This is a genomic window from Bradyrhizobium sp. A5 (assembly GCF_042076515.1).
Classification (GTDB): Bacteria; Pseudomonadota; Alphaproteobacteria; order Rhizobiales; family Xanthobacteraceae; genus Bradyrhizobium; species Bradyrhizobium cosmicum.
This window is the reverse complement of the sequence record NZ_CP148990.1, coordinates 5,064,972-5,090,239: the sequence shown is the minus strand read 5'-3', so window position 1 is coordinate 5,090,239 and position 25,268 is coordinate 5,064,972. Positions and strand designations below refer to the sequence as shown.

23 protein-coding genes are annotated in these 25,268 nt (G+C 64.5%); 15 read left to right on the top strand and 8 right to left on the bottom strand.

The window, feature by feature from the left end; translation table 11 throughout:
* Positions 1–40: 40 nt before the first annotated feature.
* The gene (locus WHZ77_RS24260; protein ID WP_375310263.1) at positions 41–502 is read right to left on the bottom strand and encodes an Lrp/AsnC family transcriptional regulator; all 462 of its coding nucleotides are present in this window, start codon (positions 500–502) and stop codon (positions 41–43) included.
* A 132-nt stretch (positions 503–634) separates the two neighbouring features.
* Between WHZ77_RS24260 and WHZ77_RS24255 the strand changes: the two genes are divergently transcribed.
* Together WHZ77_RS24255 and WHZ77_RS24250 are read left to right on the top strand one after the other, a co-directional pair.
* Positions 635–2,998, top strand: coding sequence for a transketolase (locus WHZ77_RS24255; protein ID WP_375310262.1), 2,364 nt, complete (start codon positions 635–637; stop codon positions 2,996–2,998).
* A gap of 273 nt (positions 2,999–3,271) precedes the next feature.
* Positions 3,272–4,702: an aldehyde dehydrogenase family protein gene (locus tag WHZ77_RS24250; protein ID WP_375310261.1), complete on the top strand. Its 1,431-nt coding sequence runs from the start codon at positions 3,272–3,274 to the stop codon at positions 4,700–4,702.
* A gap of 215 nt (positions 4,703–4,917) precedes the next feature.
* On the opposite strand, the gene WHZ77_RS24245 is transcribed toward WHZ77_RS24250, so the two are convergent.
* A complete protein-coding gene (locus WHZ77_RS24245) occupies positions 4,918–5,895 on the bottom strand; it encodes an SMP-30/gluconolactonase/LRE family protein (protein ID WP_375310260.1) in 978 nt (325 codons plus the stop codon).
* An 89-nt stretch (positions 5,896–5,984) separates the two neighbouring features.
* On the opposite strand from WHZ77_RS24245, the gene WHZ77_RS24240 reads away from it, so the two are divergent.
* Positions 5,985–6,809, top strand: a complete 825-nt coding sequence (locus WHZ77_RS24240; RefSeq protein ID WP_375310259.1) for an NAD-dependent epimerase/dehydratase family protein — start codon at positions 5,985–5,987, stop codon at positions 6,807–6,809.
* Between the two features lie 53 nt (positions 6,810–6,862).
* Here the strand turns inward: WHZ77_RS24240 and WHZ77_RS24235 are convergent, their stop codons facing one another.
* Positions 6,863–7,279, bottom strand: a complete 417-nt coding sequence (locus WHZ77_RS24235; protein WP_375310258.1) for a DUF1236 domain-containing protein — start codon at positions 7,277–7,279, stop codon at positions 6,863–6,865.
* Positions 7,280–7,376: 97 nt separating this feature from the next.
* The gene (locus WHZ77_RS24230) at positions 7,377–8,057 is read right to left on the bottom strand and encodes a GntR family transcriptional regulator (protein ID WP_375310257.1); all 681 of its coding nucleotides are present in this window, start codon (positions 8,055–8,057) and stop codon (positions 7,377–7,379) included.
* 173 nt (positions 8,058–8,230) lie between these two features.
* Between WHZ77_RS24230 and WHZ77_RS24225 the strand changes: the two genes are divergently transcribed.
* From WHZ77_RS24225 to WHZ77_RS24210, 4 genes are all read left to right on the top strand, one after another.
* A complete protein-coding gene (locus tag WHZ77_RS24225) occupies positions 8,231–9,949 on the top strand; it encodes an IlvD/Edd family dehydratase (protein ID WP_375310256.1) in 1,719 nt (572 codons plus the stop codon).
* Positions 9,950–10,004: 55 nt separating this feature from the next.
* Positions 10,005–11,012, top strand: coding sequence for a TRAP transporter substrate-binding protein (locus WHZ77_RS24220; RefSeq protein ID WP_375310255.1), 1,008 nt, complete (start codon positions 10,005–10,007; stop codon positions 11,010–11,012).
* Positions 11,013–11,172: 160 nt separating this feature from the next.
* On the top strand, positions 11,173–11,751 hold the full coding sequence (locus WHZ77_RS24215; protein WP_375310254.1) for a TRAP transporter small permease: 579 nt from the start codon (positions 11,173–11,175) through the stop codon (positions 11,749–11,751).
* A complete protein-coding gene (locus WHZ77_RS24210) occupies positions 11,748–13,088 on the top strand; it encodes a TRAP transporter large permease (RefSeq protein ID WP_375310253.1) in 1,341 nt (446 codons plus the stop codon). Before WHZ77_RS24215 ends, WHZ77_RS24210 begins: the two co-directional genes overlap by 4 nt.
* A gap of 19 nt (positions 13,089–13,107) precedes the next feature.
* Here the strand turns inward: WHZ77_RS24210 and WHZ77_RS24205 are convergent, their stop codons facing one another.
* A complete protein-coding gene (locus WHZ77_RS24205; protein WP_375314803.1) occupies positions 13,108–13,680 on the bottom strand; it encodes a histidine phosphatase family protein in 573 nt (190 codons plus the stop codon).
* A 5-nt stretch (positions 13,681–13,685) separates the two neighbouring features.
* Positions 13,686–14,480, bottom strand: coding sequence for an enoyl-CoA hydratase/isomerase family protein (locus tag WHZ77_RS24200; RefSeq protein WP_375310252.1), 795 nt, complete (start codon positions 14,478–14,480; stop codon positions 13,686–13,688).
* A 255-nt stretch (positions 14,481–14,735) separates the two neighbouring features.
* On the opposite strand from WHZ77_RS24200, the gene WHZ77_RS24195 reads away from it, so the two are divergent.
* A complete protein-coding gene (locus WHZ77_RS24195; protein WP_375310251.1) occupies positions 14,736–15,956 on the top strand; it encodes an NAD(P)/FAD-dependent oxidoreductase in 1,221 nt (406 codons plus the stop codon).
* Here the strand turns inward: WHZ77_RS24195 and rbsK are convergent, their stop codons facing one another.
* Positions 15,957–16,874: a ribokinase gene (rbsK, locus tag WHZ77_RS24190; RefSeq protein WP_375310250.1), complete on the bottom strand. Its 918-nt coding sequence runs from the start codon at positions 16,872–16,874 to the stop codon at positions 15,957–15,959.
* An 18-nt stretch (positions 16,875–16,892) separates the two neighbouring features.
* Entirely contained in the window at positions 16,893–17,786 is an 894-nt protein-coding gene (locus WHZ77_RS24185; RefSeq protein WP_375310249.1) for a sugar kinase, read from the bottom strand.
* A gap of 226 nt (positions 17,787–18,012) precedes the next feature.
* On the opposite strand from WHZ77_RS24185, the gene WHZ77_RS24180 reads away from it, so the two are divergent.
* From WHZ77_RS24180 to WHZ77_RS24150, 7 genes are all read left to right on the top strand, one after another.
* Positions 18,013–18,861 carry a VOC family protein gene (locus tag WHZ77_RS24180; RefSeq protein WP_375310248.1) on the top strand — a complete coding sequence of 283 codons (849 nt, stop codon included), beginning with the start codon at positions 18,013–18,015 and terminating at the stop codon, positions 18,859–18,861.
* Between the two features lie 252 nt (positions 18,862–19,113).
* A complete protein-coding gene (locus tag WHZ77_RS24175; RefSeq protein ID WP_375314802.1) occupies positions 19,114–19,773 on the top strand; it encodes a TetR/AcrR family transcriptional regulator in 660 nt (219 codons plus the stop codon).
* Positions 19,774–20,014: 241 nt separating this feature from the next.
* The gene (locus WHZ77_RS24170; protein ID WP_375310247.1) at positions 20,015–20,824 is read left to right on the top strand and encodes an ABC transporter permease; all 810 of its coding nucleotides are present in this window, start codon (positions 20,015–20,017) and stop codon (positions 20,822–20,824) included.
* A 52-nt stretch (positions 20,825–20,876) separates the two neighbouring features.
* A complete protein-coding gene (locus WHZ77_RS24165) occupies positions 20,877–21,869 on the top strand; it encodes an ABC transporter substrate-binding protein (RefSeq protein ID WP_375310246.1) in 993 nt (330 codons plus the stop codon).
* Positions 21,866–22,714: an ABC transporter ATP-binding protein gene (locus WHZ77_RS24160; protein WP_375310245.1), complete on the top strand. Its 849-nt coding sequence runs from the start codon at positions 21,866–21,868 to the stop codon at positions 22,712–22,714. Before WHZ77_RS24165 ends, WHZ77_RS24160 begins: the two co-directional genes overlap by 4 nt.
* A gap of 4 nt (positions 22,715–22,718) precedes the next feature.
* The gene (locus tag WHZ77_RS24155) at positions 22,719–24,116 is read left to right on the top strand and encodes a hypothetical protein (RefSeq protein WP_375310244.1); all 1,398 of its coding nucleotides are present in this window, start codon (positions 22,719–22,721) and stop codon (positions 24,114–24,116) included.
* Entirely contained in the window at positions 24,113–25,264 is a 1,152-nt protein-coding gene (locus tag WHZ77_RS24150) for a Gfo/Idh/MocA family protein (protein ID WP_375310243.1), read from the top strand. The genes WHZ77_RS24155 and WHZ77_RS24150 overlap by 4 nt, the downstream gene beginning before the upstream one ends.
* Positions 25,265–25,268: the final 4 nt, after the last annotated feature.

The following is a 25,268-nucleotide window of genomic DNA, read 5'->3' as shown; positions in this document are numbered from 1 at the left end:
TTGCGTCCATGTGACACCGGCCGTCCGGCAGGAAGGGCCATCACACCGGCAGCGCGATCGAGTATTTGACCTGGCTGAGCGCAAAGCTCGACTCGATCGAGGCGATGCCGTCGAGCCGGGTCAGCTTGGTCTTCAGGAAGGTCTCGTAGGAGGCGAGGTCGGCCGCGACGACGCGCAACAGATAATCGCGGTTGCCGGTCATCAGATAGCATTCCAGCACCTCGTCCCATTTCGAGATCGCGCGTGCGAAGCGGTTGAGATCCTCCTCCTTCTGCCGCGCCAGCTTGATCGAAATGAAGACACTGACATGCAGCCCCAGCGCCTTCTGGTCGACGGTCGCGATGTAGCGCGAGATGACGCCGCGCTGTTCCAGCAGCTTGACCCGGCGGTGGCAGGGCGAGACCGAAAGCCCGACCTTGTCGGCGAGCTCCTGCATGGTCAGTCGGCTGTCGTTCTGGAGCAAAGCAAGAATCTTGCGGTCGATGGCGTCGAGTTCGGGCATTGGGATAGAACCTGTAATTCATGGGCGTTCCTTGGAATGGTATCCCAATATCCGAGGGTATGACGCGAAAAATTGAGAAATCTGGCGCAGCCCGCAGGGGTATGATCGGCCTTATTTTTCCGGAGCATCGCCATGCCCGTTGAGTCCGCCCGCCTCGAAACGCTGACCGCGCTGGCGCGCAAGGCGCTGTGGCTGTCGTCATGGACCATCCACCACGCCAACCATATCCGCCCGAACACGGACGGCCTGAAGGTCGGCGGCCACCAGGCCTCATCGGCCTCGCTGGCCACCATCATGTCGGCGCTGTATTTCCACGTGCTGAAGCCCGAGGATCGCGTCGCGGTGAAGCCGCATGCGAGCCCGGTGTTCCACGCCATCCAGTATCTGTTCGGTCGGCAGAGCCGCGAGAAGCTGGAGAATTTTCGCGGCTTCAAGGGCGCGCAGTCCTATCCCTCGCGCACCAAGGACGTCGACGACGTCGACTTCTCGACCGGCTCGGTCGGCCTCGGCGTCGCGCAGACGCTGTTCGCCTCGCTGGTGCAGGATTACGTCAAGGCGCATGGCTGGATGAAGGGCCGCCGCGAGGGGCGGATGGTCGCGCTGGTCGGCGACGCCGAGATGGACGAGGGTAACATCTTCGAAGCGCTCGCGGAGGGCTGGAAGCACGGCCTGCGCAACACCTGGTGGGTGGTGGACTACAACCGCCAGTCGCTCGATGCCGTCGTGCGCGAAGGTCTCTGGGAGAAGTTCGAGACCATGTTCCGCAATTTCGGCTGGGACGTCGTCATCGTGAAGTACGGCCGCCTGATGCGCGAAGCGTTTGCGGAAGCGGGCGGCGAGGCGCTGAAGCGCTGGATCGACAATTGCCCGAACGCGCTCTATGCGGCGCTGTGCTTTCAAGGCGGTGCCGCCTTCCGCAAGCATTTGCACGACGAGATCGGCGATCAGGGGCCAATTACAAAACTGATCGACGAGCGCAGCGACGAGGAGTTGCTGGCGCTGATGTCGAACTTAGGCGGCCACGACATGGCGAGCATGCTGGACGCCTTCGAGTCCATCGATCACGATCGCCCGGTCTGCTTCATCGCCTACACCATCAAGGGCGTCGGCCTGCCGTTCCAGGGCCACAAGGACAACCATGCCGGCCTGATGACGGTCGCGCAGATGGAAAAATATCGCGAGAGTCAGGGCATCCGTCCCGGCCACGAATGGGACAGATACGAAGGCCTCGCGCAGGACGCCGCAGAACTCGACGCCTTCCTCGCGCGCGTGCCTTTCAATCAGGATGGCCGCCGGCTCACTGCACCGGTGGTCGAGGTGCCCTCGCAGCTCGCCTTCAAGCCGTCGCCGCAGATGTCGACCCAGCAGGGCTTTGGTCTCGTGCTGAACGAGATCGCCCGCGGCGACAGCGAGCTTGCGCAGCGCATCGTCACGACCTCGCCCGACGTCACCGTCTCGACCAATCTCGGTCCGTGGGTGAACCGGCGCGGCCTGTTTGCCCGCGGCGAGAAGGCGGATTTATTCCGCAGCGAGAAAATTCCGTCCACGTTCAACTGGGACTTCTCGCCCAAGGGCCAGCATCTCGAGCTCGGCATTGCCGAGATGAACCTGTTCATCATGCTCTCGGCGCTCGGCCTGTCGCACCAGATCAACGGTGAGCGGCTGCTGCCGGTCGGCACGCTCTATGATCCCTTCATCGAGCGCGGGCTCGATGCGCTGAACTATGCCTGTTACCAGGACGCCCGGTTCATGGTGGCGGCGACGCCATCCGGTATCACGCTCGCGCCCGAGGGCGGCGCGCATCAGTCGATCGCGACGCCGCTGATCGGCATGGCGCAGGACGGGCTCGCCTCGTTCGAGCCGGCCTTCGTCGACGAACTCGCCGTGATCATGGGCTGGGGCTTTGAGCACATGCAGCGAGATCCGGGCGAGGGCGGTTCCGTGTACCTGCGCCTGTCGACGCGCAGCATCGAGCAGGCGCAGCGCATCATGACGCCGGAACTGGTGCAGGGCATCACCGACGGCGCCTATTGGCTGCGCAAGCCGGGCCCGAATGCCGAACTCGTGATCGCCTATACCGGCGCGGTCGCGCCCGAAGCGATCGAGGCGACCGGCTTCATCGGCGAGAGCCGCCGCGACATCGGCCTGCTCGCGATCACCTCGGCCGACCGCTTGCATGCGGGCTGGACCGCCGCGCGAAAATTGCGTCGCGATCGTCGCGGCGTGCAGCATCTCAGCCATATCGAAAAACTGCTGGCGCCGCTGCCGCGTGACTGCGGCATCGTGACCGTGATCGACGGCCATCCGGCCACGCTCGGCTGGCTCGGCAGCGTCCGCGGCCATCGCGTCGAGGCGCTTGGCGTCGAGCAGTTCGGCCAGACCGGCACCATCGCCGACCTCTATCGCCACTACGGCATCGACGCCAACGCGATCATCGATGCGGCGGAAAGCCTCACCGCCGGCGCGCCTATCGTGCATCGCAAGATGGCGGTCTAGTTGAGGTAACTACCCTGTCATTCCGGGGCGACGCGTAGCGTCGAACCCGGAATCCATTGGGTCTCCGCAGAGGTGATAAATGGATTCCGGGCTCGCGACTTTGTCGCGCCCCGGAATGACGGCTGGGGAGCCTTGCCTCGCTCCCGCCATCGGCTCATATAGGCCCCGTCCGCCGCAACGCTGGCCCCGCATATGGCGGGTTCAATTGCCGGCGCTTTCGTGCAAGGATGCCTGCCGAAACGCCCCCACCATGCCCCCAAGAAGAGGTTAACGATGGTCAATCGCATGCAATTCTACATCGACGGCGCCTGGGTCGATCCCGCCGTCAAGAAGTCCACCGCCGTGGTGAACCCCGCGACGGAAGAGGCGATGTACGAGGTTGCGCTGGGCTCCAAGGCTGACGTGGACAAGGCCGTCGCCGCCGCCAAGCGCGCCTTTGCAACGTTCTCCCAGACCAGCCGTGAAGAGCGCGTCGCGCTGCTCACCAAGGTCATCGAGATCTACAAGGGCCGTCTCAAGGAAATCGGTGCCGCCGTCTCCGACGAGATGGGCGCCCCGCTGCCGATGGCCGAAAAGCTCCAGGCCGGCGCCGGCCTCGGCCATCTCATGACCACGCTCGACGTGCTCAAGAACTATCATTTCGAGGAGCCCGTCGGCACCGCCATGGTGCTGCGCGAGCCGATCGGTGTGGTCGGCATGATCACGCCCTGGAACTGGCCGCTGAACCAGATCGCCTGCAAGGTCGCGCCCGCGCTCGCCGCCGGCTGCACCATGATCCTGAAGCCCAGCGAGTTTACCCCGACCTCGGCGTTGATCTTCGCGGAAATCCTCCATGAAGCCGGCGTGCCGAAGGGCGTGTTCAACCTCGTCAACGGCCTCGGCCCCGAGGTCGGTGCTGCCATGAGCGAGCACCCCGACATCGACATGATCTCGTTCACCGGCTCGACCCGCGCCGGCATCGACGTTGCCAAGCGCGCGGCGCCGACCGTCAAGCGCGTCAGCCAGGAGCTGGGCGGCAAGTCGCCGAACGTCATCCTCGAAGGCGCCGACCTCACGAAGGCGGTGACCGGCGGCGTGATGCACATGTTCAACAACTCCGGCCAGTCCTGCAACGCGCCCTCGCGCATGATCGTGCCGCTGTCCAAGATGAAGGAAGTCGCCGCGATCGCGAAGGCCGTCGCCGACAAGACCAAGGCGGGCGATCCCCGCGCCGAAGGCACCACCATCGGCCCGGTCGTCAACCGCGGTCAGTGGGACAAGATCCAGGGCCTCATCAAGAAGGGCATCGACGAGGGCGCAACGCTCGTTGCCGGCGGCCCGGGTCTGCCCGAGGGCGTCAACAAGGGCTTCTACGTCCGTCCGACCATCTTCGCCGACGTCACCCCCGATATGACGATCGCCCGTGAGGAAATCTTCGGACCGGTGCTGACCATCATCGGCGCCAAGGACGAAGCGGAGGCCGTGCACATCGCCAACGACACGCCGTATGGTCTCGCCGGCTATGTCACGGGCGCTTCGGTCGAGGACGCCAAGCGCGTCGGTCGGCAGATCCGCGCGGGCAACGTCAACCTCCAGGGCGTTCCCAACGATCGCACCGCGCCGTTCGGCGGCTACAAGCAGTCCGGCAACGGCCGCGAGTGGGGCAAGTACGGCCTCGAGGACTTCCTCGAAGTGAAGGCCGTCGCGGGCTTCAACGCCGCGTAAGCTTTAGCGATTGAGTGACCATGACGCCGGAGCGGGAAGCCGCTCCGGCGTTTGTCGTTCCGTCTCTCTCGTCATTCCGGGGCATCGCGAAGCGACGAGCCCGGAATCCATTCCTCAGCAGGCTCTGCCGCACGATGGATTCTCAGATGCGCAATTGCGCATCCTAGCTCGCGCCGAAGACGGCGCGCCCCGGAATGACGGCAGAGAGCGCAGCGTTAGCCCCCCACCGCGCCCTGCGTGTTCACATACAGCGCGTAGATCGACTGGCTCGCCGCCATGAACAGGCGGTTGCGCTTGACGCCGCCGAAGCAGAGATTGGCGCAGCGTTCGGGTAGCGCAATGCGGCCGATCATGACGCCGTCGGGCGCGAATACAACGACGCCGTCGAGCTCGGGATCGCCCATGCCCCAGCCGCACCAGAGATTGCCGTCGATGTCGCAGCGCATGCCGTCCGGCGTGCCGGGGCCTGCATCTATGAAGACGCGCTTGTTGGAGATGGTGGTGCCGTCCGCCGAGACGTCATAGGCGAGAATCTTGCGGTTTGGCACGCCGCGGGATTCCACGACGTACAAGATCTTCTCGTCGGGCGAGAAGCACAGCCCGTTCGGTCCGAGCACGCCCTCGGCGACGATGCTCGCCTTGCCGGTCGCGGGATCGAGCCGGTAGACGTTCGGGTCGATCTCGGGCTCGGCCTTGTAGCCCTCGTAATTGCCGAGCAGGCCGAAGGTCGGATCGGTGAACCAGATCGCGCCGTCGGATTTCACCACGACGTCGTTCGGCGAGTTGAGCTTCTTGCCATTGAACGAGTCCATCAGCACGGTGATGCTGCCGTCATATTCGGTGCGGGTCACGCGGCGGCCGCCGTGCTCGCAGGTGACGAGCCGGCCCTGGCGATCGCGCGTGTTGCCATTGGCGAAATTGGAGGGCTTGCGAAACACCGAGACCGCGCCGGTCTCCTCCTCCCATTTGATGATGCGCTGGTTCGGGATGTCGCTGCACAAGAGATAGCGCCCGTCGCCGAACCAGACCGGGCCCTCGGCCCAGCGCAGCCCGGTGGTCAGCCGCTCCACCGCCGACAGTTTCAGCCAGTATTTTTCGAAACGGGGATCGAGCGCATGAATGGCTGGATCGGGATAGTAGCTCGCCGGCCGCCAGCCTGACCGCTCCTGGGTGTGGGACGATGCCTCATTCATGTCGGTTCTCTCGTTTCGTTCCCTCTGGACAATGCTGCTATCATTAGAGACACGTGACGGCAAATCGGTCACCAACGACGAGGGAAGACATGCCGCGCATCTTGATGACGGGAGCTTCGGGCGGAATCGGAACGCGCTTGCGCAAATTGCTGCCGCCGATCTATCCCGACCTGCTCCTCTCCGACATCCGCGAGCCCAAGGACCTCGGCCCCAAAGAGCAGTTCAAGGCGGCGGACCTGTCCGATCTCGCGCAGGTCGAGGCCCTCTGCGAGGGCGTCGACGGCATCATCCATTTCGGCGGCTATTCGGTCGAAGGCCCGTGGGACGACATCCTCCAGGCCAACATCATCGGCGGCTACAATCTGTTCGAGGCCGCCCACCGCAAGGGCGTCAAGCGCGTGGTGTTCGCCTCGTCCAATCACGTGGTCGGCTTCTATCCGCGCCACCACAAGATCGGCACCGACGTCACCGTGCGCCCCGACGGGCGCTACGGCGTCAGCAAGGTGTTCGGCGAGGCCGTCGGCTCGCTCTATGCCGACAAGCACGGGCTGAAGGTCACCTGCATCCGCATCGGCAATTGCGACGAGCGTCCGCTTGATCATCGCCGTATCGCGATGTGGCTGAAGCCGGAGGACCTGGTCCAGCTCTGCCAGATCGGGCTCGAGCATCCCGACATTCATTTCGAGGTGTTCTACGGCGTGTCCCTGAACGAGCGCGCCTGGTGGGACAACCACCGCGCCTACGCGTTCGGCTACCGCCCTACCGGCCGCTCCGAGGATCACGTGGCGCACGCGATGGCCGAGCAGGCCAAGCTGAAGCCCGATCCGATCGGCGATCACTACCAGGGCGGCTCGTTCGCGAGCCTCGAGTTCGATGGTGATGCGAGCCGGATTATCGACTGGACCAAGCGCTAGGTCGCTAGGTCTTGGCAAACGAAAGGGCCGCCTCGAACGACGGCCCTTGTTTGTTATTCGACGATCTCAACGATCCGGTGGGTTCGCGGTTCGACGAGCACGGTGCGCCCGTTGACCACCGTATAACGATACTCACGGGCGCCGTACTCCGGCGGCACCTCGTAATAGGTCACGCCTTCCTCTGGAAGAACGGCTCCAACTCTCACATCCTCGCGATACTGATATGAGGGGCGTCGTTGTTCGACGACGTAGGAGTGAAAGCGAGGACGCTGATCGACACCAAGGACTCCGGCCACGCCGCCAACAACGCCGCCGACGACGCCACCCACGACTGCTCCAACCGGGCCTGCCGCTCGCTCACCATCCCGCGCACCGCGCTCGACGCCCCCGGGGACGCCCTGGGCCTGGGTCGTTACGGGAAGCAGGACGGCGACGGCAACAGCGGCGGCTCCGATAAAACGGCAAATCATGGCAGCTCCTATGGTGGGGGATTGGTGCCAGACCAAGTACCAGGCCGACCATTGGTTCCAAGAAATTACTCAGATCTATGAGTGCGCGCCCTGGCGTTCAGGTTCCTCCTCCACCAATCCGCGCCAGATAATCCGACTTGCTGAACTGCATGTGGTCGACGCAGAGCTGGGCCAGCGCCCAGCTGTCGCGTCCTTTCAAGAGTCCAATCATCAGCTCGTGCTGGCGGCGCGACTGCGCGAGCCCGTCGCGGTCGGCGAGGTTCTTGGCGCGCATCGGCAGTGTCAGGTTCATGTAGTCCTGCAGCGAGCGCACCAGATAGGGATTGCCGCAGGCGGCGAACAGCGCGACGTGGAAGGCGTCGTTGGTCTCGTGAATGCCGCGCAGGTCTCGCACATCCGCCCTCGCGCAATACTGCGATTGCAGGGCGGTCAGCTCGTCGATCAGGGCCTGCGGCGCGGGCAGGGGGATCATCAGCGCAGCCTGCCGGGTCAACATCTCGCGGACCTCGTAGATCTGCCGGACCTCATCGGCCGAGTAGAACCGCACCGTGGCGCCGACGTTCTTCTCGCGGCGGACGATGCCGCGGCGCTCGGCGTCCACCAGCGCCTGCCGCACGAAATGGCGCGAGGTGCCGTAAGCCGACATCAGCGCGTCCTCGGTCAGGCGCGCGCCCGGCGCGAGGCGGCCGAAGATGATGTCTTCTTCCAGCCGCGCGACGACGTCGTCCGGATCGTCGCGCCGGACCGGCATTGCCTCAGCGGTGCGAATGTCGGACATGCCCTCGGCCTCCGGCTTCGGCCGGTCCGCCCTGTGGAGCAGGGAAGGGACGGATTGTCAATAATTCATGGCACAAGCACAGCTGTGAGGCCCCAGACCGCGCCAATATGGGCCTATCTTATTGACAATCGAGGGGCAGGCTGTACCACAATGGCAAGGCAAGGAGTGGCATTATGACGAGTGGTTTGCGCAAGGGTCTGACGAGCTATGGCGATGCCGGCTTCTCGCTATTCCTGCGCAAGGCGTTCATCAAGGCCATGGGCTATTCCGACGACGCGCTGGAGCGCCCGATCGTCGGCATCACCAACACCTATAGCGACTACAATCCCTGTCACGGCAACGTCCCGCAGATCATCGAAGCCGCCAAGCGCGGCGTGATGCTGTCGGGCGCGATGCCGTTCGTGTTCCCGACCATCTCGATCGCCGAGAGCTTTGCGCATCCGACCTCGATGTATCTGCGCAATCTCATGGCGATGGACACCGAGGAGATGATCCGGGCGCAGCCGATGGATTCGGTGATCGTGATCGGCGGCTGCGACAAGACTCTTCCCGCGCAAGTCATGGCCGCGATCAGCGCCGATTTGCCGACCGTGGTCATCCCCGTGGGGCCCATGGTGGTCGGCCATCACAAGGGCGAGGTGCTGGGCGCCTGCACCGATTGCCGCCGTCTCTGGGGCAAGTATCGCGCCGGTGAGATGGACGATGTCGAGATCGAAGCGGTGAACGGCCGTCTTGCGCCGTCGGTCGGCACCTGCATGGTGATGGGCACGGCCTCGACCATGGCCTGCATGATCGAAGCCATGGGCCTGTCGCTACCGATGAGTGCGACGATCCCGGCGCCGCATGCCGAGCGTTTCCGTCTGGCGGAAGCCAGCGGCCGGGTTGCCGCCGAGATGGCAAAGACCAAGGGCCCGAAGCCGAGCGAAGTGTTGACGCCGGCCTCCTTCAAGAACGCGCAGGTCGTGCTGCAGGCGATCGGCGGCTCGACCAACGGCCTGATCCATCTGACGGCGATGGCGCATCGCTCGCCGCACCGGCTCGATCTCGAAGTGTTCGACCAGATCGGCCGCGAGGTGCCGGTGCTGATCGATCTCAAGCCGTCCGGCGAACACTATATGGAGCACTTCCACCACGCCGGCGGCGTGCCGAAATTGCTGGCGCAGCTCGGCGATCTCGTCGATCTCGATGCCAAAACCATCACCGGCCAGACGCTGCGCGATATCGCGGCGAATGCGGAAGACGTGCCCGGCCAGGACGCGATCCGTCCGCGCGACAATCCGATCAAGAAGGAAGGCGGCCTTGCCGTCCTGCACGGCAATCTCGCGCCGCGCGGCGCGGTGATCAAGCAATCCGCCGCGAGCCCGAAGCTGCTGAAGCATACCGGGCGGGCCGTGGTGTTCGAATCCGTCGAAGACATGACCTTGCGGGTCGACGATCCCGATCTCGACGTCACCGCCGACGACGTGCTGGTGCTGCGCAATGCCGGCCCCAAGGGCGCGCCGGGCATGCCGGAGGCGGGCTATCTGCCGATCCCGAAGAAGCTCGCGCGCGGCGGCACCAAGGACATGGTGCGCATTTCCGATGCGCGCATGAGCGGCACCGCGTTCGGCACCATCGTTTTGCACATCACCCCGGAATCCGCCGTCGGCGGGCCGCTGGCGCTGGTGAAGAACGGCGACATGATCCAGCTCGACGTTGCCAGGCGCAGTATCGAGCTGCTGGTCGATGCCGCCGAGCTCGAACGGCGTCGTGCCGCCTTGAAGCCGGCCGCCGCGCCCGACGAGGCGCGGCGCGGCTACGCCTGGCTGTTCAACGAGACCATCATGCAGGCCGACGAGGGCTGCGATTTCGATTTCATGCAGAGGACTGGGAAGAAGACCGAGACAGGCTGACAAACAACGAGCGCCCAGACCGCACAAGCGGCGGGCGATAAAACAGGGGGAAACGATGATTGCGCGATCCATGCCAAGATTCTTGCATGGCTTGGCGGCTGCGGCCGTCATGCTTTTCGTCACGGGAGCCGGGGCGCAGGAGGTGAAGCATTATCGCTTCGCCTACGACCAGCCGCGCAACACCGGCTATTCCATCGCGGGCGACCTCTTTGCCGACAAGCTCAAGGAATTGAGCAAAGGCACCATGATCATCGACCAGTATCCCGGCGCGCAGCTCGGCCAGGAGCCGCAACTGCTGCAGCTGGTGAAGGCCGGCGACATCGAATTCGCGATCATCTCCTCGGCCAACACCGCGACCATCTCGCCGCAGGCCGGCGTGATGTCGCTGCACTTCCTGTTCCGTGACGAGAACCACGTCATCAAGGGGCTGGCCGATCCGAAAGTGTTCGAAGCGCTCAAGACCATGATCGACGAGACCACGCAGGGCCTGCACGTGATCGCGACAGGCTCGCAGGGCGTGCGCCACATGTACTCCAAGCGCGAGATCCACAATGTCGGCGACATCAAGGGCCTGAAGATCCGCGTGCAGGCCACCGCGACCGAGGACACCATGTTCCCGGCCTATGGCGCCCAGACCGTGCACATGCCGTTCGGCAGCGTCTACACCAGCCTGCAGACCGGCGTCGTCGACGTCGCCGAGAACAGCATCAACGTCTACCTCGTCAACAAGCACTACGAGGTCGCCCCGGTCCTCAACATCACCGAGCACGAGGCCAACAACGCGCTGGTGTTCATCTCCGACAAGCTCTGGCAGAGCCTGTCGGCGGAGCAGAAGGGGTGGGTGCAGGCAGCGGCCCACGAGATCAGCGCGAAGGAGCCGGCAAAGGCGTTCGAGCTCGAGCGTAGCGCGGCCGAGAAGCTGAAGAAGATGGGCGTCAAGGTCGTCACGGACGTCGACAAGAAGAGTTTTACGGGGATTGCCGACCCCTATCTCGACAAGCTCGCCAAGGAGCTCGGCCCGCACGCCGAGAAGGTCAAGAACCTGATCCGGTCGATCAACTAGCCCCAATCGAAGCCGTCATGCCCGGGCAGAAGCGCGAAGCGCGTCTTCGCGCTAGATGTCCCGGGCATCCACGTTCTTCCTTCCGGAGTATCCAACCGTGGATGGCCGGGACAAGCCCGGCCATGACGACGGCGGGGGCGGAATCGCGGAGCAAAGGCAAATGCCCATCGCCGACAAATTGCTCGTTCAGCGCCAGCGGCACCTGAAATGGCGCTGGCTCGACTGGCTCGAGCTTGCGCTGATGATCCTGTGCGGCCTGCTCTGCTTCGGCTTCTCGCTGTCGGTGACAGCGGACATCGTCACCCGCACCATCGGTCATCCCTGGCTGTGGTTGCAGGAGGTCACCTCGACACTGTTCATCTATGCGATCTTCGTCGGGACGGCGGCCGCAACCCGGCGCAACGACCATCTCTACCTCACCGCGATCTCCGAGGCGATGCATGGCACGCCGCGGCTGATCGTCGAAGTGATCATCCGCCTCGTCGTGCTCGGCGTCGCGTTCTGCCTGATCTGGTATGGCTACCAGAACTATCTCCGCGGCTTCGGCAGCTTTCGCTTGCCGTCGGGCACGCCGATCGCCTCGCTCTATGCGATCATCCCGTTGTCAGGCGTGCTGATCGGCCTGTTCACGATCGAGCAGCTGATCAACGGCCTGCGCAACGGTTTTGACCATCCTGAACCTCCCGAGGAGGATGGAGCGCCAGGCGTCACCGATGCACAGAAGAGGGCACAGCCGTGAGCGCACCCGTCGTTCTGACATTGATGACGATCTGCTTCCTGTCGTTCGGCTATCTCGGGGTGCCCGTGCCGTTCTCGCTGATGGCCGGTGTCTTCGTCGGCGCGATCCTCTCGGACGTCTCGCTCGCCGCGATCATCCAGAAGATTTTTGACGGCGTGGATTCGGAGGCGCTGCTGGCGATCCCGTTCTTCCTGCTGGTCGGCGAGCTGATGAGCTCGGCCAATGTGGTGGTCCGAATAGCCAATTTGTCGGTGTCGCTGGTCGGACACATCAGGGGCGGGCTGTCGCAGGTCGTGGTCGTCTTCAGCATGTTCTTCTCGGAGATGTCCGGCTCGACCACGGCCGATGTGGCCGTGATGAGCCGCGCGCTCGGCGGCCCGATGAAGCGGGAGGGCTATGAGCCCGCCTTCATCGCCGCCATCATCGCGTCCGCCTCGACCATCGCAGCGCTGGTTCCGCCGAGCATCACCGCGGTGGTCTATGGCGCGGTCGGCAACGTCTCGATTGCCGGCCTGTTCATGGCGGGCGTGGTGCCGGGCCTGATGATCGGCTTCGGGCTGATGTTCTACTGCTACTTCTTCGGCCCCTCCGGCCTGCGCAAGCCGCGCGCGCCGCTGCGGCAGGTGGCGTTCGCCGCGGGCGATGCGGCTTTGCCTCTGATGATCCCGGTGATCCTGCTGGGCGGCATTCTCACCGGCTGGTTCACGCCGACGGAGGCCGGCGTCGTCGCCGTGGTCTGGATCATCCTGGTGGTGATCCCCGCGCTCAACCGCGGGCATATCAGGAAGATTCCTTACGATTTCTGCCTCGCCGGGCTCATCTTCTCGCTGCCGCTGATCACGATCGGCGCCGCCAACGCCTTCGGCTGGATGCTCGCCTATTTGCGCGGCGCCAGTTACATCGCCGATGTGATCACTTCGATGGCCGGCAACGATCCGCATCTGATCATGCTGTTGATGGTGCTGCTGTTCACCGTGGTTGGCGACTTCATCGAGCCGGTGCCGACCATCATCATCTTCATGCCGCTGGTCAATACGCTGACCGAGGCCGGCGACATCAACGCCGTTCACATGGGCGTCGTGCTGATCGCGACGCTCGCCTTCGGCCTGATCACGCCGCCTTACGGCCTAGTGCTGCTGATGGCCTCGAAATTCGTCGGCGTCAGTTTTGCCAAGGCGCTACGCGCGGCGTTGCCGATCTATCTCGTGTTCCTGGGGACGATCGCGTTTGCAATCTATTTCCCCAGCGTGGTGCTGTGGTTGCCGCAGAAAGTGCTGCCGGAATCGGTCGGCTGCTTCAAGTCGCCGGCGGGGACGGGCTACATCTGTCCCAAGTGATCTTGATCGAGCGATCGTCTCAAATGACGAGCTGCTCGACGCTCCATTGCGCATCTTCGCGGGTGTAGCGAAACGGGGTGCCGTGGCTGTTCTTGAAATAGCTGCCGCACAGCGCGTTCGCCATCCCCTGCATCACGGCGTCGTGGCAGACGAACAGGAAGTCGTCGTCAGGATGACGGTCGAGCCAGTTGGAGACGCAAGCCAGCGACCGCTCGGTCATGGCGTCCCAGTTCTCGCCATCGGCGGGCAGGATCGAGACGAGGCCCGTCGCCGATTTGACGCCGTGCTGGACCATGAGGTCGCGGACGGGAAGGCCCTCGAAGCTGCCGAAATCGAACTCGATGATGCCATCGTCGATCGTGAGCGGCACCGCGATCGCGTCCGCGATGATCTCGGCCGTTCGCGCCGCGCGCACCAGCGGGCTTGCGACGATTCGGCTGATGCCGATATCGCGCAGCATGCTGGCTGCTTCGTGCGCCTGCCGCAGGCCGTCCGCGTTCAGCGGGTTGTCGGTCCGGCCCTGGAAGCGCCCCTCGCGATTCCAGTCGGTGGCTCCGTGGCGCAGGCCGCAGAACGAGCGCGAGGGCGTCATCGCGTTCACTTGCCCTTGCTCGTGAACTTCTTCACGGCGGTGCGAAACTCTTCCGTGTTCATGGCCATGATGATCTTGTGTTCTTCCGCGTCGAGCTGCTGCTTCACCGGCGTGGTCGCGGCGGCGTAGACCAGCGACTTGGTGCCGGCGATGGCGGCCGGCGGGTTTTGCGCCAGGCGCTCGGCCAGCTGCCGTGTCGCGGCCTTCAGCTCGGTCGCCGGGACGATCTTGGCGACGAGGCCCCATTGATGGGCCTGCTGCGCGGTGAAATTGTCCTCGGCCAGGAAGATCTGCAGCGCGCGGCGGGAGCCGACCGTGCCGACGATGCCGACCGTGGAGCCACCATCCGGCGACACGCCGATCTTGGCATAGGCGGGCGTGAATTTGGCATCCTCCGCGGCGATGCAGAGATCGGTGACGAAGGCGAGGCCCATGCCGGCGCCGGCGGCCGAGCCGTGCACGCTGGAGAGCGACAGCTTCGGCATCCGCCGGATGATCTCGATGAAGGCGTGATAGTGCTTCAAGAGCTCTCCGACGACGGGCGTCACCGTATTGGCTTCGGCGGCAGCGCCGATCGTCTGCAGATCGCCGCCGGCCGAGAAGGCGCGGCCCTCGCCCTCGATCACCACGACCTTGATGGCGTCGTCGCCTTCGATCCAGGCCGCAAGCTGCTCGAGCTTTTGCGCAATGGCCAGGTTGACCGAGTTGAACGCAGCGGGGCGGTTGAGGGTGATGGTCGCGATCGTGCCGTCGATCCGCAGCAGGGCGGGATCATCGGGTTGGGAAACGGGAGCAGGCATTCTGGAATCCCCGGCATGAGGTCGTTGCTGCAACTAAATCGCAGATAGCGAAGGGTGACAATCCCCGGCCCCCAGTGCCCCGGCCGCCAGTGCCCTGCGCACCACTCTTGCGCAGGGCGGGACGATGGGCTCAAATAGGGCGCCTTCGCCAAGGGACGGACACGAGCGCCGGCTCCTCCTGAGCAAGCAAGCCGAAATCGGTACGAGAGGAGACGACATGGGTTACGCTCGTGTCTTGCGGAAATGGGCTGTCCGATGACGGACGGTCCGGTGATCATTGTCGGTGCCGGCCATGGTGGCTACCAGGTCGCCGCATCGCTGCGCCAGGCGGGTTTTTCGGAGCGCATCTGCCTGATCAACGACGAGGCGCATCTGCCCTATCAGCGGCCGCCGCTGTCCAAGGCCTTCATCAAGGGTTCGGCCGGGCCTGAGAGCCTGATGTTCCGGCCGGAGAAATTCTACCACGACCAGGCCATCGAGCTGATCGCGGGCCACGCCGTGTCGATCGACCGTGCGGCGCGCAAGGTGCTGCTCGCCTCGGGCGAGGGGCTGCCCTACGGCCACCTGATCCTGGCGACGGGCGCGCGCAACCGGCTGCTGGACCTGCCCAACGCCAACCTGCCCGACGTGAAATATCTCCGCATCCTCGACGAGAGCGAGGCGCTGCGCCAGATCATGCCGTCGAAGACACGGGTGGTGGTGATCGGCGCCGGTTTCATCGGCCTCGAATTCGCGGCCACCGCGCGCATCAAGGGGCTCGAGGTCGACGTGCTCGAGCTCGCCCCGCGCGTGATGGCGCGCGCGGTGACCGCAGAGGTCTCGGAATATTTCCAGCAACGGCATCGGGAGGCCGGCATCCGCATCCACCTCGGCGTGCAGGCAACGTCCATCGAGGCTGCGGACGGCAAGGTGACCGGTGTCTCCCTGAGCGACGGCCGGCATCTGCCCGCCGACCTCGTCGTGGTCGGCGTCGGCGTGCTGCCGAATATCGAGCTTGCGGCCGAGGCGGGGCTTGCCGTTGCGGCCGGAATCATCGTCGACGAATATCTTGCGACGGCTGATCCCAACATTTCCGCGATCGGCGATTGCGCGCTGTTCGCCAGCCCGCGCTTCGGCGGATCGCTGCGGCTGGAATCGGTGCAGAACGCGACCGACCACGCCCGCTGCGTGGCAGCGCGGCTGACCGGCGACAAGAAGCCCTATGACGGCCATCCCTGGTTCTGGAGCGATCAGGGCGATGACAAGCTCCAGATGGCGGGCCTCACCACCGGCTACGACCGCGTCGTGCTGCGCGGCGATCCGGTCAAAAAGGCGTTCTCGGCGTTCTGCTACAAGGGCGACAAGTTGCTCGGCATCGAGTCCGTCAACCGCGCCGGCGATCACATGTTCGGCCGCCGGTTGCAGGCCATGGACCGCTCGATCACGCCGGAGCAGGCCGCGGACGAAAGCTTCGACCTGAAGAGCGCGCTGGCGTGATCAGCCTGCGTTGAGAACCGCCGCCACTTCCGCCGCCGTCGGCATCGACGGCCCGGCGCCCATGCGCTGCACCGAGATCGAGGCGGCGGCATTGGCGAAGGTGAGCGCGGTGCGCAAAGCAACTCCGTCTGCCAGCTGCGCAGCGAGCGCGCCGACAAAACAATCGCCGGCGCCGGTGGTATCAACCGCCTTCACCGTACGGCCGGGCACGGCAAATTCCTCGCTGCCAGCCAGCGCCAGCACCCCGCGCTTGCCGAGCGTGACGCAAATGGTCTGGTCCGAGCGCGCCTGAAGCTGTCGCGCCACCTCGATGATACGCGCAGCGCTATCGTCCTCCGAAAGCTCCACACCGGCGAGGAAGCCAAGTTCGGTCTCGTTCAGCACGAGGACGTCGACGAGCGCGAGCAGCTCGCGCGACATTGTCTGCGCCGGCGCCGGGTTGAGCACCGTCGTGGCGCCGGCCTCGCGCGCGCGCTGGAAGAACGCGGCAATCGTCGGCAGCGGAATTTCGAACTGGCTGACCGCGACGTCGCCCTTCAGAAGCGGAACGACACGGACGTCGTCGGCGGCGACCAGCGCATTGCTGCCGGGAATGACGACGATGGTGTTGTCGGAGGCGGCCACCGTGATGATGGCGGTCCCGGTATGCGCCTCGGCCGTCTCCTGGAGATAGCCGAGATCGATGCCCTGATCGGCGAGGAAGGCTTTCAGTTCAGCGCCGAAGGAATCCTTGCCCAGCCGGCCGATCAGCGTGGTCTGCGCGCCGAGCCGCGACGCCGCCACGGCCTGGTTGGCACCCTTGCCGCCCGGAAAATACAGCACCTGCTTGCCGGCGACGGTCTCGCCGACTTTCGGGTGGCGATCGGCGGTCGCCACCACATCCATGTTGATGCTGCCGGCGACGAAGACGCGCCCCATGACCCACCCTTGCGAAGCTTAGACCCTGACTTCGAACTCGTGCCTGACTTTGGCGATGTCCACAAGGGTCGGCAGGCCGGCTTCGTTGCCGAGGCGCTGAATCTTGAAGGTCGAGGCCGCGCGGGCAAAATCGAAGTGCTCGCGCCAGCTTTTGCCGGGATGGGCGAGGTAGGAATAGACATAGGCGCCGTGGAAGACGTCGCCGGCGCCGTTGGTGTCGATCACGCGCTCGCGCGGGATCGGCATCGCCGGCATGGTCTCGACCGCGCCGGTTTCGTTGTACCAGAGCAGGCCCTTCTCACCCATGGTGACGCCGCCGATCTTGCAGCCGCGTCCCTTGAGGTAATCCAGCATCTTGTCCGGCGTCAGGTCCATCTGCTCGCACAGGCGCTCGGCAACGATGGCGACGTCGATATATTCAAGCAGCTCATGCGTGTTGGTGCGCAGGCCGCCGCCGTCGAGCGAGGTCAAAATGCCGGCCTCGCGGCAGACTTTTGCGTAGTGGAGCGCGGCATCCGGCTGATGGCCGTCGACATGCAGCACGCGGCAGCCGCCGAGATTGAGCATCGGGAAGGGGTGGATGTGATCGTCGTCGCGGCAGCGGACGATGGCCCGCTTGCCGTCCTTGGGCATGATGAAGGACAGCGACGACTGATTCACCTTCCGCCCATGCAGCGAGATTCCGTACTTCGCGCACATGTCCATGAACATGCGGCCGAGCCAGTCATTGGCCGCGGTGGCGATGAGATCGGGCACGATGCCGAGCTTGGCGCAGCAGAACGCCGCCGTAACCGCATTGCCCCCGAAAGAGACCGCGTAGTCGGTCGCCACGTGCTTCTCGTCGCCGGTCGGCATGTGGTCGGTGATGAAGACGACGTCGATATAGGTCTGTCCGATAAAGAGAGCCTGCATTGGTTGTCCGTGATGCGCTGGGTGGTCCCGGCCGGCTGTTTACCTTAGCACCGCTTCGGCAGGAGGAACGCCAAAAATATTCGCGATCCCACGACGATAGGCGCTTGAGGTCGATCAGGGGCCGGAATACGACCGTGGCTGGGCCAGCGTTGCTCCGGGGCGGAGCCAGCGACCCCAAGAGTTTTTCAAGGGCGTTTCGGTTCCGGCCCTTTGGAAGGAGGGGAACATGATCACCGGCCTCGATCACGTCGTCGCTCTGGTCAGGGATATCGGTGCAGCCAAGGCGGCCTATCAGACGCTGCTTGGGCGTGCGCCCGCATGGCAGAATTCCGGCGAGGGCGCCGACCGCGTGCTGTTCACCCTGGATAACATGACGATCGAGCTGATGGCGCCGAGCGGCTTCAGCGTGGTCGCCGACCGCATGCGCGCGCTGCTCGACGACCAGGAGGGCGTGCTGGCGAGCCTGTGCTTTCGCGTCGCAGACATGGGCAAGATGCACCGGCGGCTGGACCGGGTGGCCTTGAAGCCGGATCCGGTCACCGAGGTCGAAAGCAGCGATGCCGAATCCGGCGCGGTGCTTCACTGGAAGCGCACGCGTGCTGCCACCGAGCTGACGCGGGGCGTGCGCATGTTCTTCCTCGAACTTGCCGACGAGCGCCCCAAGTCGGCCGTGACCGACATCGCGCCGATCGACGCGCTCGATCACGTCGTGATCACCACCGAGGATTCCGATCGCGCCGCCGCGCTCTATGGCGCGCGGCTCGGGCTCGATCTCGCGCTTGACCGCTCCCACCATGACTGGGGCCAGCTGATGTTCTTCCGCTGCGGCGACCTCATCGTCGAGGTGGTGCGCCGTCCCGTGGCGGGCGGCGATTCCGCGCATGACCGCTTCTGGGGCCTGAGCTGGCGCGTCGCGGACATCGACGCCACCCGTGCCCGCCTGATCGCCGCCGGCCTCGACGTCACCGAGGTGCGCAACGGCCGCAAGCCGGGCACGCGGATCATGACGGTGCGGAGCGGCACCTGCGGCATCCAGACCGTGCTGCTGGAGCGCTCGCCGAAGCCGGTGGAGTGATCACCGTCATTCCGGGGCGTCGCGAAGCGACGAGCCCGGAATCCATTTGTCCTCGTGTCCTGCTGCCCGATGGATTCTCAGATGCGCAATTGCGCATCCTGGCTCGCGCCCAAGCGGGCGCGCCCCGGAATGACGAAACATTCTCAAACGTCCGCCCGCGTGATACACGCGTGTTACCAGCACCCAGCGAGCACCCGATTGGCGAAGGCAACGGCAAAGCGAACTCTGAAATGGCAGCGTGACCCCGAGGGGATGCGGCTGCGGATTCTCGAAGCCGCCAAGCAGGAGTTTTCGACCCACGGGCTCGCCGGTGCGCGGGTCGATCGCATCGCCGCCAAGGCCGGCGCCAACAAGCGCATGCTGTATTATCACGTCGGCAACAAGGACGAGCTCTATCTGGCGGTGCTTGAAGGCGCCTACGACAAGATCCGGAGCGAGGAGCGGGGGCTCGATCTCGAGCATCTCGATCCGCCCAAGGCGATCCGGCGGCTGATCGAGTTCACCTGGAATTACTTTCTCCGCAACCCGGAATTCCTGTCGCTGCTCCAGACCGAGAACCTCGCGCGCGCAAAGCATTTGAAGCGCTCGGCCAAGGTCAAGTCGATGCACTCGCCCTTCGTCGAGATGATCCGCACGGTGGTGCGGCGCGGCGTCGAGAGCGGCGACTTTCAGGTCGCGGTCGATCCGGTCCAGCTCTACATCTCGATCGCTGCGCTCAGCTTCTTCTACCTGTCCAACTCGGCCACGCTCAGCGTGATCTTCGGCCGCGACCTCCTGGACAAGAAAGCCAAGGACGAGCGTCTGGCGCACATGGCCGGCCTGGTGCTGGCCGCGCTCACGGGGCGGTCGTCGGAGCTGCTGGAGATCGCGAAGGCGCCGAAGTCGCGCAGCGTGGTGGCGCAGACGGTGTAGCTCCACATGGGTCGCTGGTAGACCGCTGTTTCCAAACTCTCCGCCTTCGCGGGGAATCACACCGAGGGTGTAGTTGGGCTCGTACCCCAGGCGCAGCGCAGCAGCGTAAGCGTGCTGCAGCGCGTCCGGAACACGAGAGGAAGCGAGGAACCGGCGCAAAACGTCACAGGGAAAGCTCTGGACAGTATTTATCCAACAGGTTAATTTCTCTTCCGAAGAACAAGAATGCCGGGAGTGAGACGTGGCTGAAGTGAAGCCGCAAGGTGCGGTGTCCAAGATGCTGAATGCGGCCTGGATCCGGCCGTTTTTGTTTCTGGTCTTCATCGTCGTGGCCTGGGATCTCGCGATCCGCGTGTTCAGGATTCCCGCCTATCAGATCCCGGCGCCGGCCGACGTCGTTGCCGTGCTCCGCACCGAATGGCCGGAACTGCTGCGCCAGTCCTGGCCGACTACCTATGCGACCGTCTGCGGCTTCCTGCTGTCGGCCCTGTTCGGCATTCCCGTCGCGATGCTGATTGCGGGCTCCAGGACAGTGGAGAGTTACGTCTATCCGCTGCTGGTATTCTCGCAGTCCGTGCCGAAGATCGCGATCGCGCCGCTGTTCGTGGTCTGGTTCGGCTTCGGCATCATTCCCAAAGTGATCTCGGCGTTCCTGCTCGGCTTCTTCCCGGTGGTGGTCTCGGCCGTGCAGGGCTTCAAATCGGTCGATCCTGATATGGTCGATCTTGCCCGTGCCATGCAGGGCAGCCGCTTCCAGGTGTTTTGTGCGGTGAACCTGCCGCATGCGCTGCCGGCGATCTTCTCCGGCCTCAAGGTGTCGGTGACGCTCGCCGTGGTCGGCGCCGTCGTCGGCGAGTTCGTCGGCTCCAATTCCGGCATCGGCTACGTCATGCAGCGCTCGATCGGCACGTTCGACCTGCCGACGATGTTCGCGGCGCTCGTGATCCTGGCGCTGCTCGGTGTGATTCTTTTCTGGATCGTGGACCGGATCGAGAAGCTGGTCATTCCCTGGCACGTCAGCCAGCGCGAAGACGTGATCTTCGCATCTTAATTTAGGCAACGGCCACCAACGGCCGAAACATAACGACAAAGGGAGAGTGACGATGAAGCGGTGGATTGGAGCTGTCTCGACGGCGCTGATGGTGTTTGCGGCCATGCCGGCGCAGGCAGCCGACAAGGTCGTGCTGATGCTGAACTGGTATGTCTATGGCGAGCACGCGCCGTTCTATTACGGCAAGGCCAAGGGCATTTATGCTGCCGAGGGCATCGACCTCGAGATCCAGGAAGGCCGCGGCTCGGCTGCGACCACGCAGGCCGTCGCCGCCAAGACCGCCGATTTCGGCTATGTCGACGTTCCCACCATGATGCGCGCCGCGATCAAGGGGGCGCCGGTGATCGCGACCGGCGTGCTGCTCCAGACCAGTCCGATGTCCGCCATGGGCTTTGCCGACAAGAACATCAGGAAGCCCGAGGACATCAAGGGCAAGACGGTGGCGATCACGCCGGCCGACTCCATGACCCAGATCTGGCCGCTGTTCCTGAAGAAGACCGGCCTGAAGGAAAGCGATTTCCAGACGGTCGCCGGTGACGGCCAGACCAAGCTCAACGCGGTCATCAACGGCCAGGCCGATCTCCTGCTCGGCTACGTCATGGACCAGTCGATGAAGATCAAGGACGCGACCGGCAAGGACGTGTTCCCGATCAAGTTCGCCGACTACGGCATCAACATGGTTTCCTCCGGCATCATCGCCAATGCCGACTACGTGAAGGCCAATGCCGACCTCGTCCGTCGCTTCATGTCGGCGACGACCAAGTCGGTTGAGGCCGCCGAGAAGGAGCCGAAGGCCGCGGCGCAGTCGATCCTCGATGCCAACCCCAAGGGCGGCAAGATCGACACGCTGACGCAGGGCTTTGAGCTAACCATTCCGCTCTACCGGACGCCCGAGACCAAGAGCAAGCGCCCGTTCCAGGTCACCGACCAGAACATGACCGACAGCGTCAACCTGATGGTCGAATATGGCGGGCTGGACGCCAAGGCCAAGGACAACCCGAAGGCGTTCTACACCAACGACTATCTGCCGAAGAGTGGCTCGTGAAACCTGCGACAATCGTGAGCGAAACCGTGCAGCCGGCCGCGCATCTGAGACTGGTGAGCGACCGGGCTGCCGGCGATGCGTCGGGCATCAAGCTGTCAGGCGTTTCCAAGACATACCGGACCCGCGATGGCGACGTGCCGTCGCTGCGTCCGCTCGACTTCCACATCAACGACGGCGAGTTCTTCGTCGTGGTCGGACCAAGCGGCTGCGGCAAGTCCACGCTGCTCAAGCTGATCTCGGGACTGCTGCCGCCGACATCCGGCGAGATCATGGTCGAGGGCGAGAAGGTGACGACGCCGCACGGCAATGTCGGAATCGTGTTCCAGAATGCATTGCTGCTGCCGTGGCGCAACATCCTGTCCAATGTGATGCTGCCGATCGACATGAAGCGGCTGCCGCGGCAAGAATATCTCGATCGCGCAAAGGCGCTCTTGAAGATGGTCGGGCTCGAAGGTTTCGAGAAGAAGCTGCCCTGGCAGCTTTCCGGCGGCATGCAGCAGCGCGCTTCGATCTGCCGTGCGCTGGTGCACGATCCCAGGATCATGCTGATGGACGAGCCGTTCGGCGCGCTCGATGCGCTGACGCGCGAACGCATGAATGTCGAGCTGATGCGGATTCAGCGCGAGACGCAGAAGACGGTGCTCCTGATCACGCATTCGATCCCCGAGGCCGTGTTCCTCGCCGACCGCGTGCTGGTCATGACCGAGCGCCCTGGCGCGATCGCCGCGATCTACGACGTGCCGCTGCCGCGTCCGCGCTCGCTCGACGTCATGGCCGATCCCATCTTCACCGAGCTCGTGCAACGCATCCGCAAGCATTTCTTTTCGCAAGGGGCGTTGGATTAAAATCATGGCGCCGCGCCTGAAGCTGCGAGATATCGCCTTCTTCGAACGGCCCGTGCAGTTCGCGCGGCCGTTCCGCTTTGGCGCGATCACCATCAACGCGACGCCGCAGCTGTTCGTGCGGGTCGAGATCGAGGTCGAGGGCAGGAGCACCGCGGTCGGCGCCAGCGCCGAGCTGCTGGTGCCAAAATGGTTCGATAAGCGGCCGGAGCTGTCGCCGGCGCAGACGGTCGACGGGTTGCGGCGGTCGCTCGAGATCGCACGCGGACTCTATTTGGCCCGGACCGGGTTCCTGACGGCGTTCGATTTGCATGCGTCGTGTAACGGCGCTCAGGTCGCGACCTGCGCGAAGAAGAATATTCCGGCGCTTGCCGCGGCTTACGGTCCGGCCGAGATCGACAAGGCGATCCTGGACGCGTTGCTGCGAGCTACTGAGACCAGCTTCTTCGACGGCATGGCCGGGAATGTCGCCGGCATCGATGCGCGGCTCTCGCCCGATCTGAAGGACGCGGACGTCGTTCAGTTCCTCTCGGGACGAAAGCCGCTGTCGCGCGTTGCGATCCGGCATACGGTCGGCCTCGACGATGCCGTTGAAGGCGAGGGCGGCGTTGCAGATGCGCGTGAGAACGCCGGTGCGAATTATTTCAAGCTGAAGCTGGCGGGCGATCCCGCTGCCGATGCGGCGCGGCTGGCGCGCATCGGCAAGGAGCTCGATACGCTCGGACGCGACACCAAGATGACGCTCGATGCGAACGAGCAGTACGCCGATCTCGCCGCCCTGCAAGCGCTGATGGATCGGCTCGACCGTGATTCCGCGCTGCGACCGATCTCATCACGTCTGCTTTATGTCGAGCAGCCGATGCCGCGCGACATCACCCGGCAGTCCCCGCTCGGTTCGCTGGCCGCGCGCGGCTTCATCATCGACGAGGCAGATGATTCCTACGATGCGTTCCCGTCGGCGCGGGCGCTCGGCTATCGCGGCATCTCGTCGAAATCCTGCAAGGGGCTCTACAAGTCCATCATCAACGCGACGCGCGCGGCCAAATGGAGTGCGGGCGGCGGGCGGTTCTTCGTGACCGGCGAGGACCTGACCTGCCAGGCCGGCCTTGCCGTACAGCAGGATCTCGCGCTTGGCGCCTTCATCGGCATCACGCACGCCGAACGGAACGGCCATCACTATGTCGACGGCTTCGGCGAGACGCCGGCCGCCGAAGCGCAGGCCTTCGCGGCCGCGCATCCCGATCTCTATGCCGATGCCGGGCAGGGCGTCCGGCTCTCCATTCACAACGGCGATCTCCTGACGGGATCGCTTCATGCTGCGGGCTTTGCGACGTCGGTCCATCCGGACTGGTCGGCATTGCGCCCGCTCGAACAGCCAAGATCAATTCAGGAGCAATTGGCATGACAACGCAACGCCTCGGCCTCATCATGAACGGCGTCACCGGCCGCATGGGGCTCAACCAGCATCTGATCCGTTCGATCGTCGCGATCCGCGAGCAGGGCGGCGTCCGCTTGAAGAACGGCGACCGTGTGATGCCAGATCCGATCCTGGTCGGCCGCAGCGCCGAGAAGGTCGAGGCGCTCGCCAAGCGCTACAACATCACGCGCTGGACCACCGATCTCGACGCCGCGCTCGCCGACAAGAACGACACCATGTTCTTCGACGCTGCGACCACGCAGGCCCGCCCTGGTCTGCTGACCCAGGCCATCAATGCCGGCAAGCACGTCTATTGCGAGAAGCCGATCGCGACGAACTTCGAAGAAGCGCTCGAAGTCGTCAAGCTTGCGAATGCCAAGGGCGTCAAGCACGGCACGGTGCAGGACAAGCTGTTTCTGCCCGGCCTGAAGAAGATCGCCTTCCTGCGCGATTCAGGCTTCTTCGGCCGCATCCTCTCGGTGCGCGGCGAGTTCGGCTATTGGGTTTTCGAAGGCGGATGGCAGGAGGCGCAGCGGCCGTCCTGGAATTACCGCGACGAGGACGGCGGCGGCATCATCCTCGACATGGTCTGCCACTGGCGCTACGTGCTCGACAACCTGTTCGGCAACGTCCAGAGCGTGGTTTGCATCGGCAATACCGACATTCCCGAGCGTTTCGACGAGCAGGGCAAGAAGTACAAGGCGACCGCGGATGATTCCGCCTACGCGACGTTCCAGCTCGAGGGCGGCGTCATCGCGCACATCAACATGTCCTGGGTCACCCGCGTCTATCGCGACGATCTCGTCACCTTCCAGGTTGACGGCACCCATGGCTCCGCCGTTGCGGGCCTATCGGACTGCATGATCCAGGCGCGGCAGGCGACCCCCCGCCCGGTGTGGAATCCCGACGAGAAGCGGCTGCATGACTTTTACGGCGACTGGCAGAAGCTGCCTGACAACGTCACCTACGACAACGGCTTCAAGGAGCAGTGGGAGATGTTCATCCGCCACGTCTACGAGGATGCGCCCTACAAGTTCACGCTGCTCGAAGGCGTCAAAGGCGTGCAGCTCGCCGAATGCGCGCTGAAGAGCTGGAAGGAGCGGCGCTGGATCGACGTCGCCCCGATCAAGGTCTGAGGAG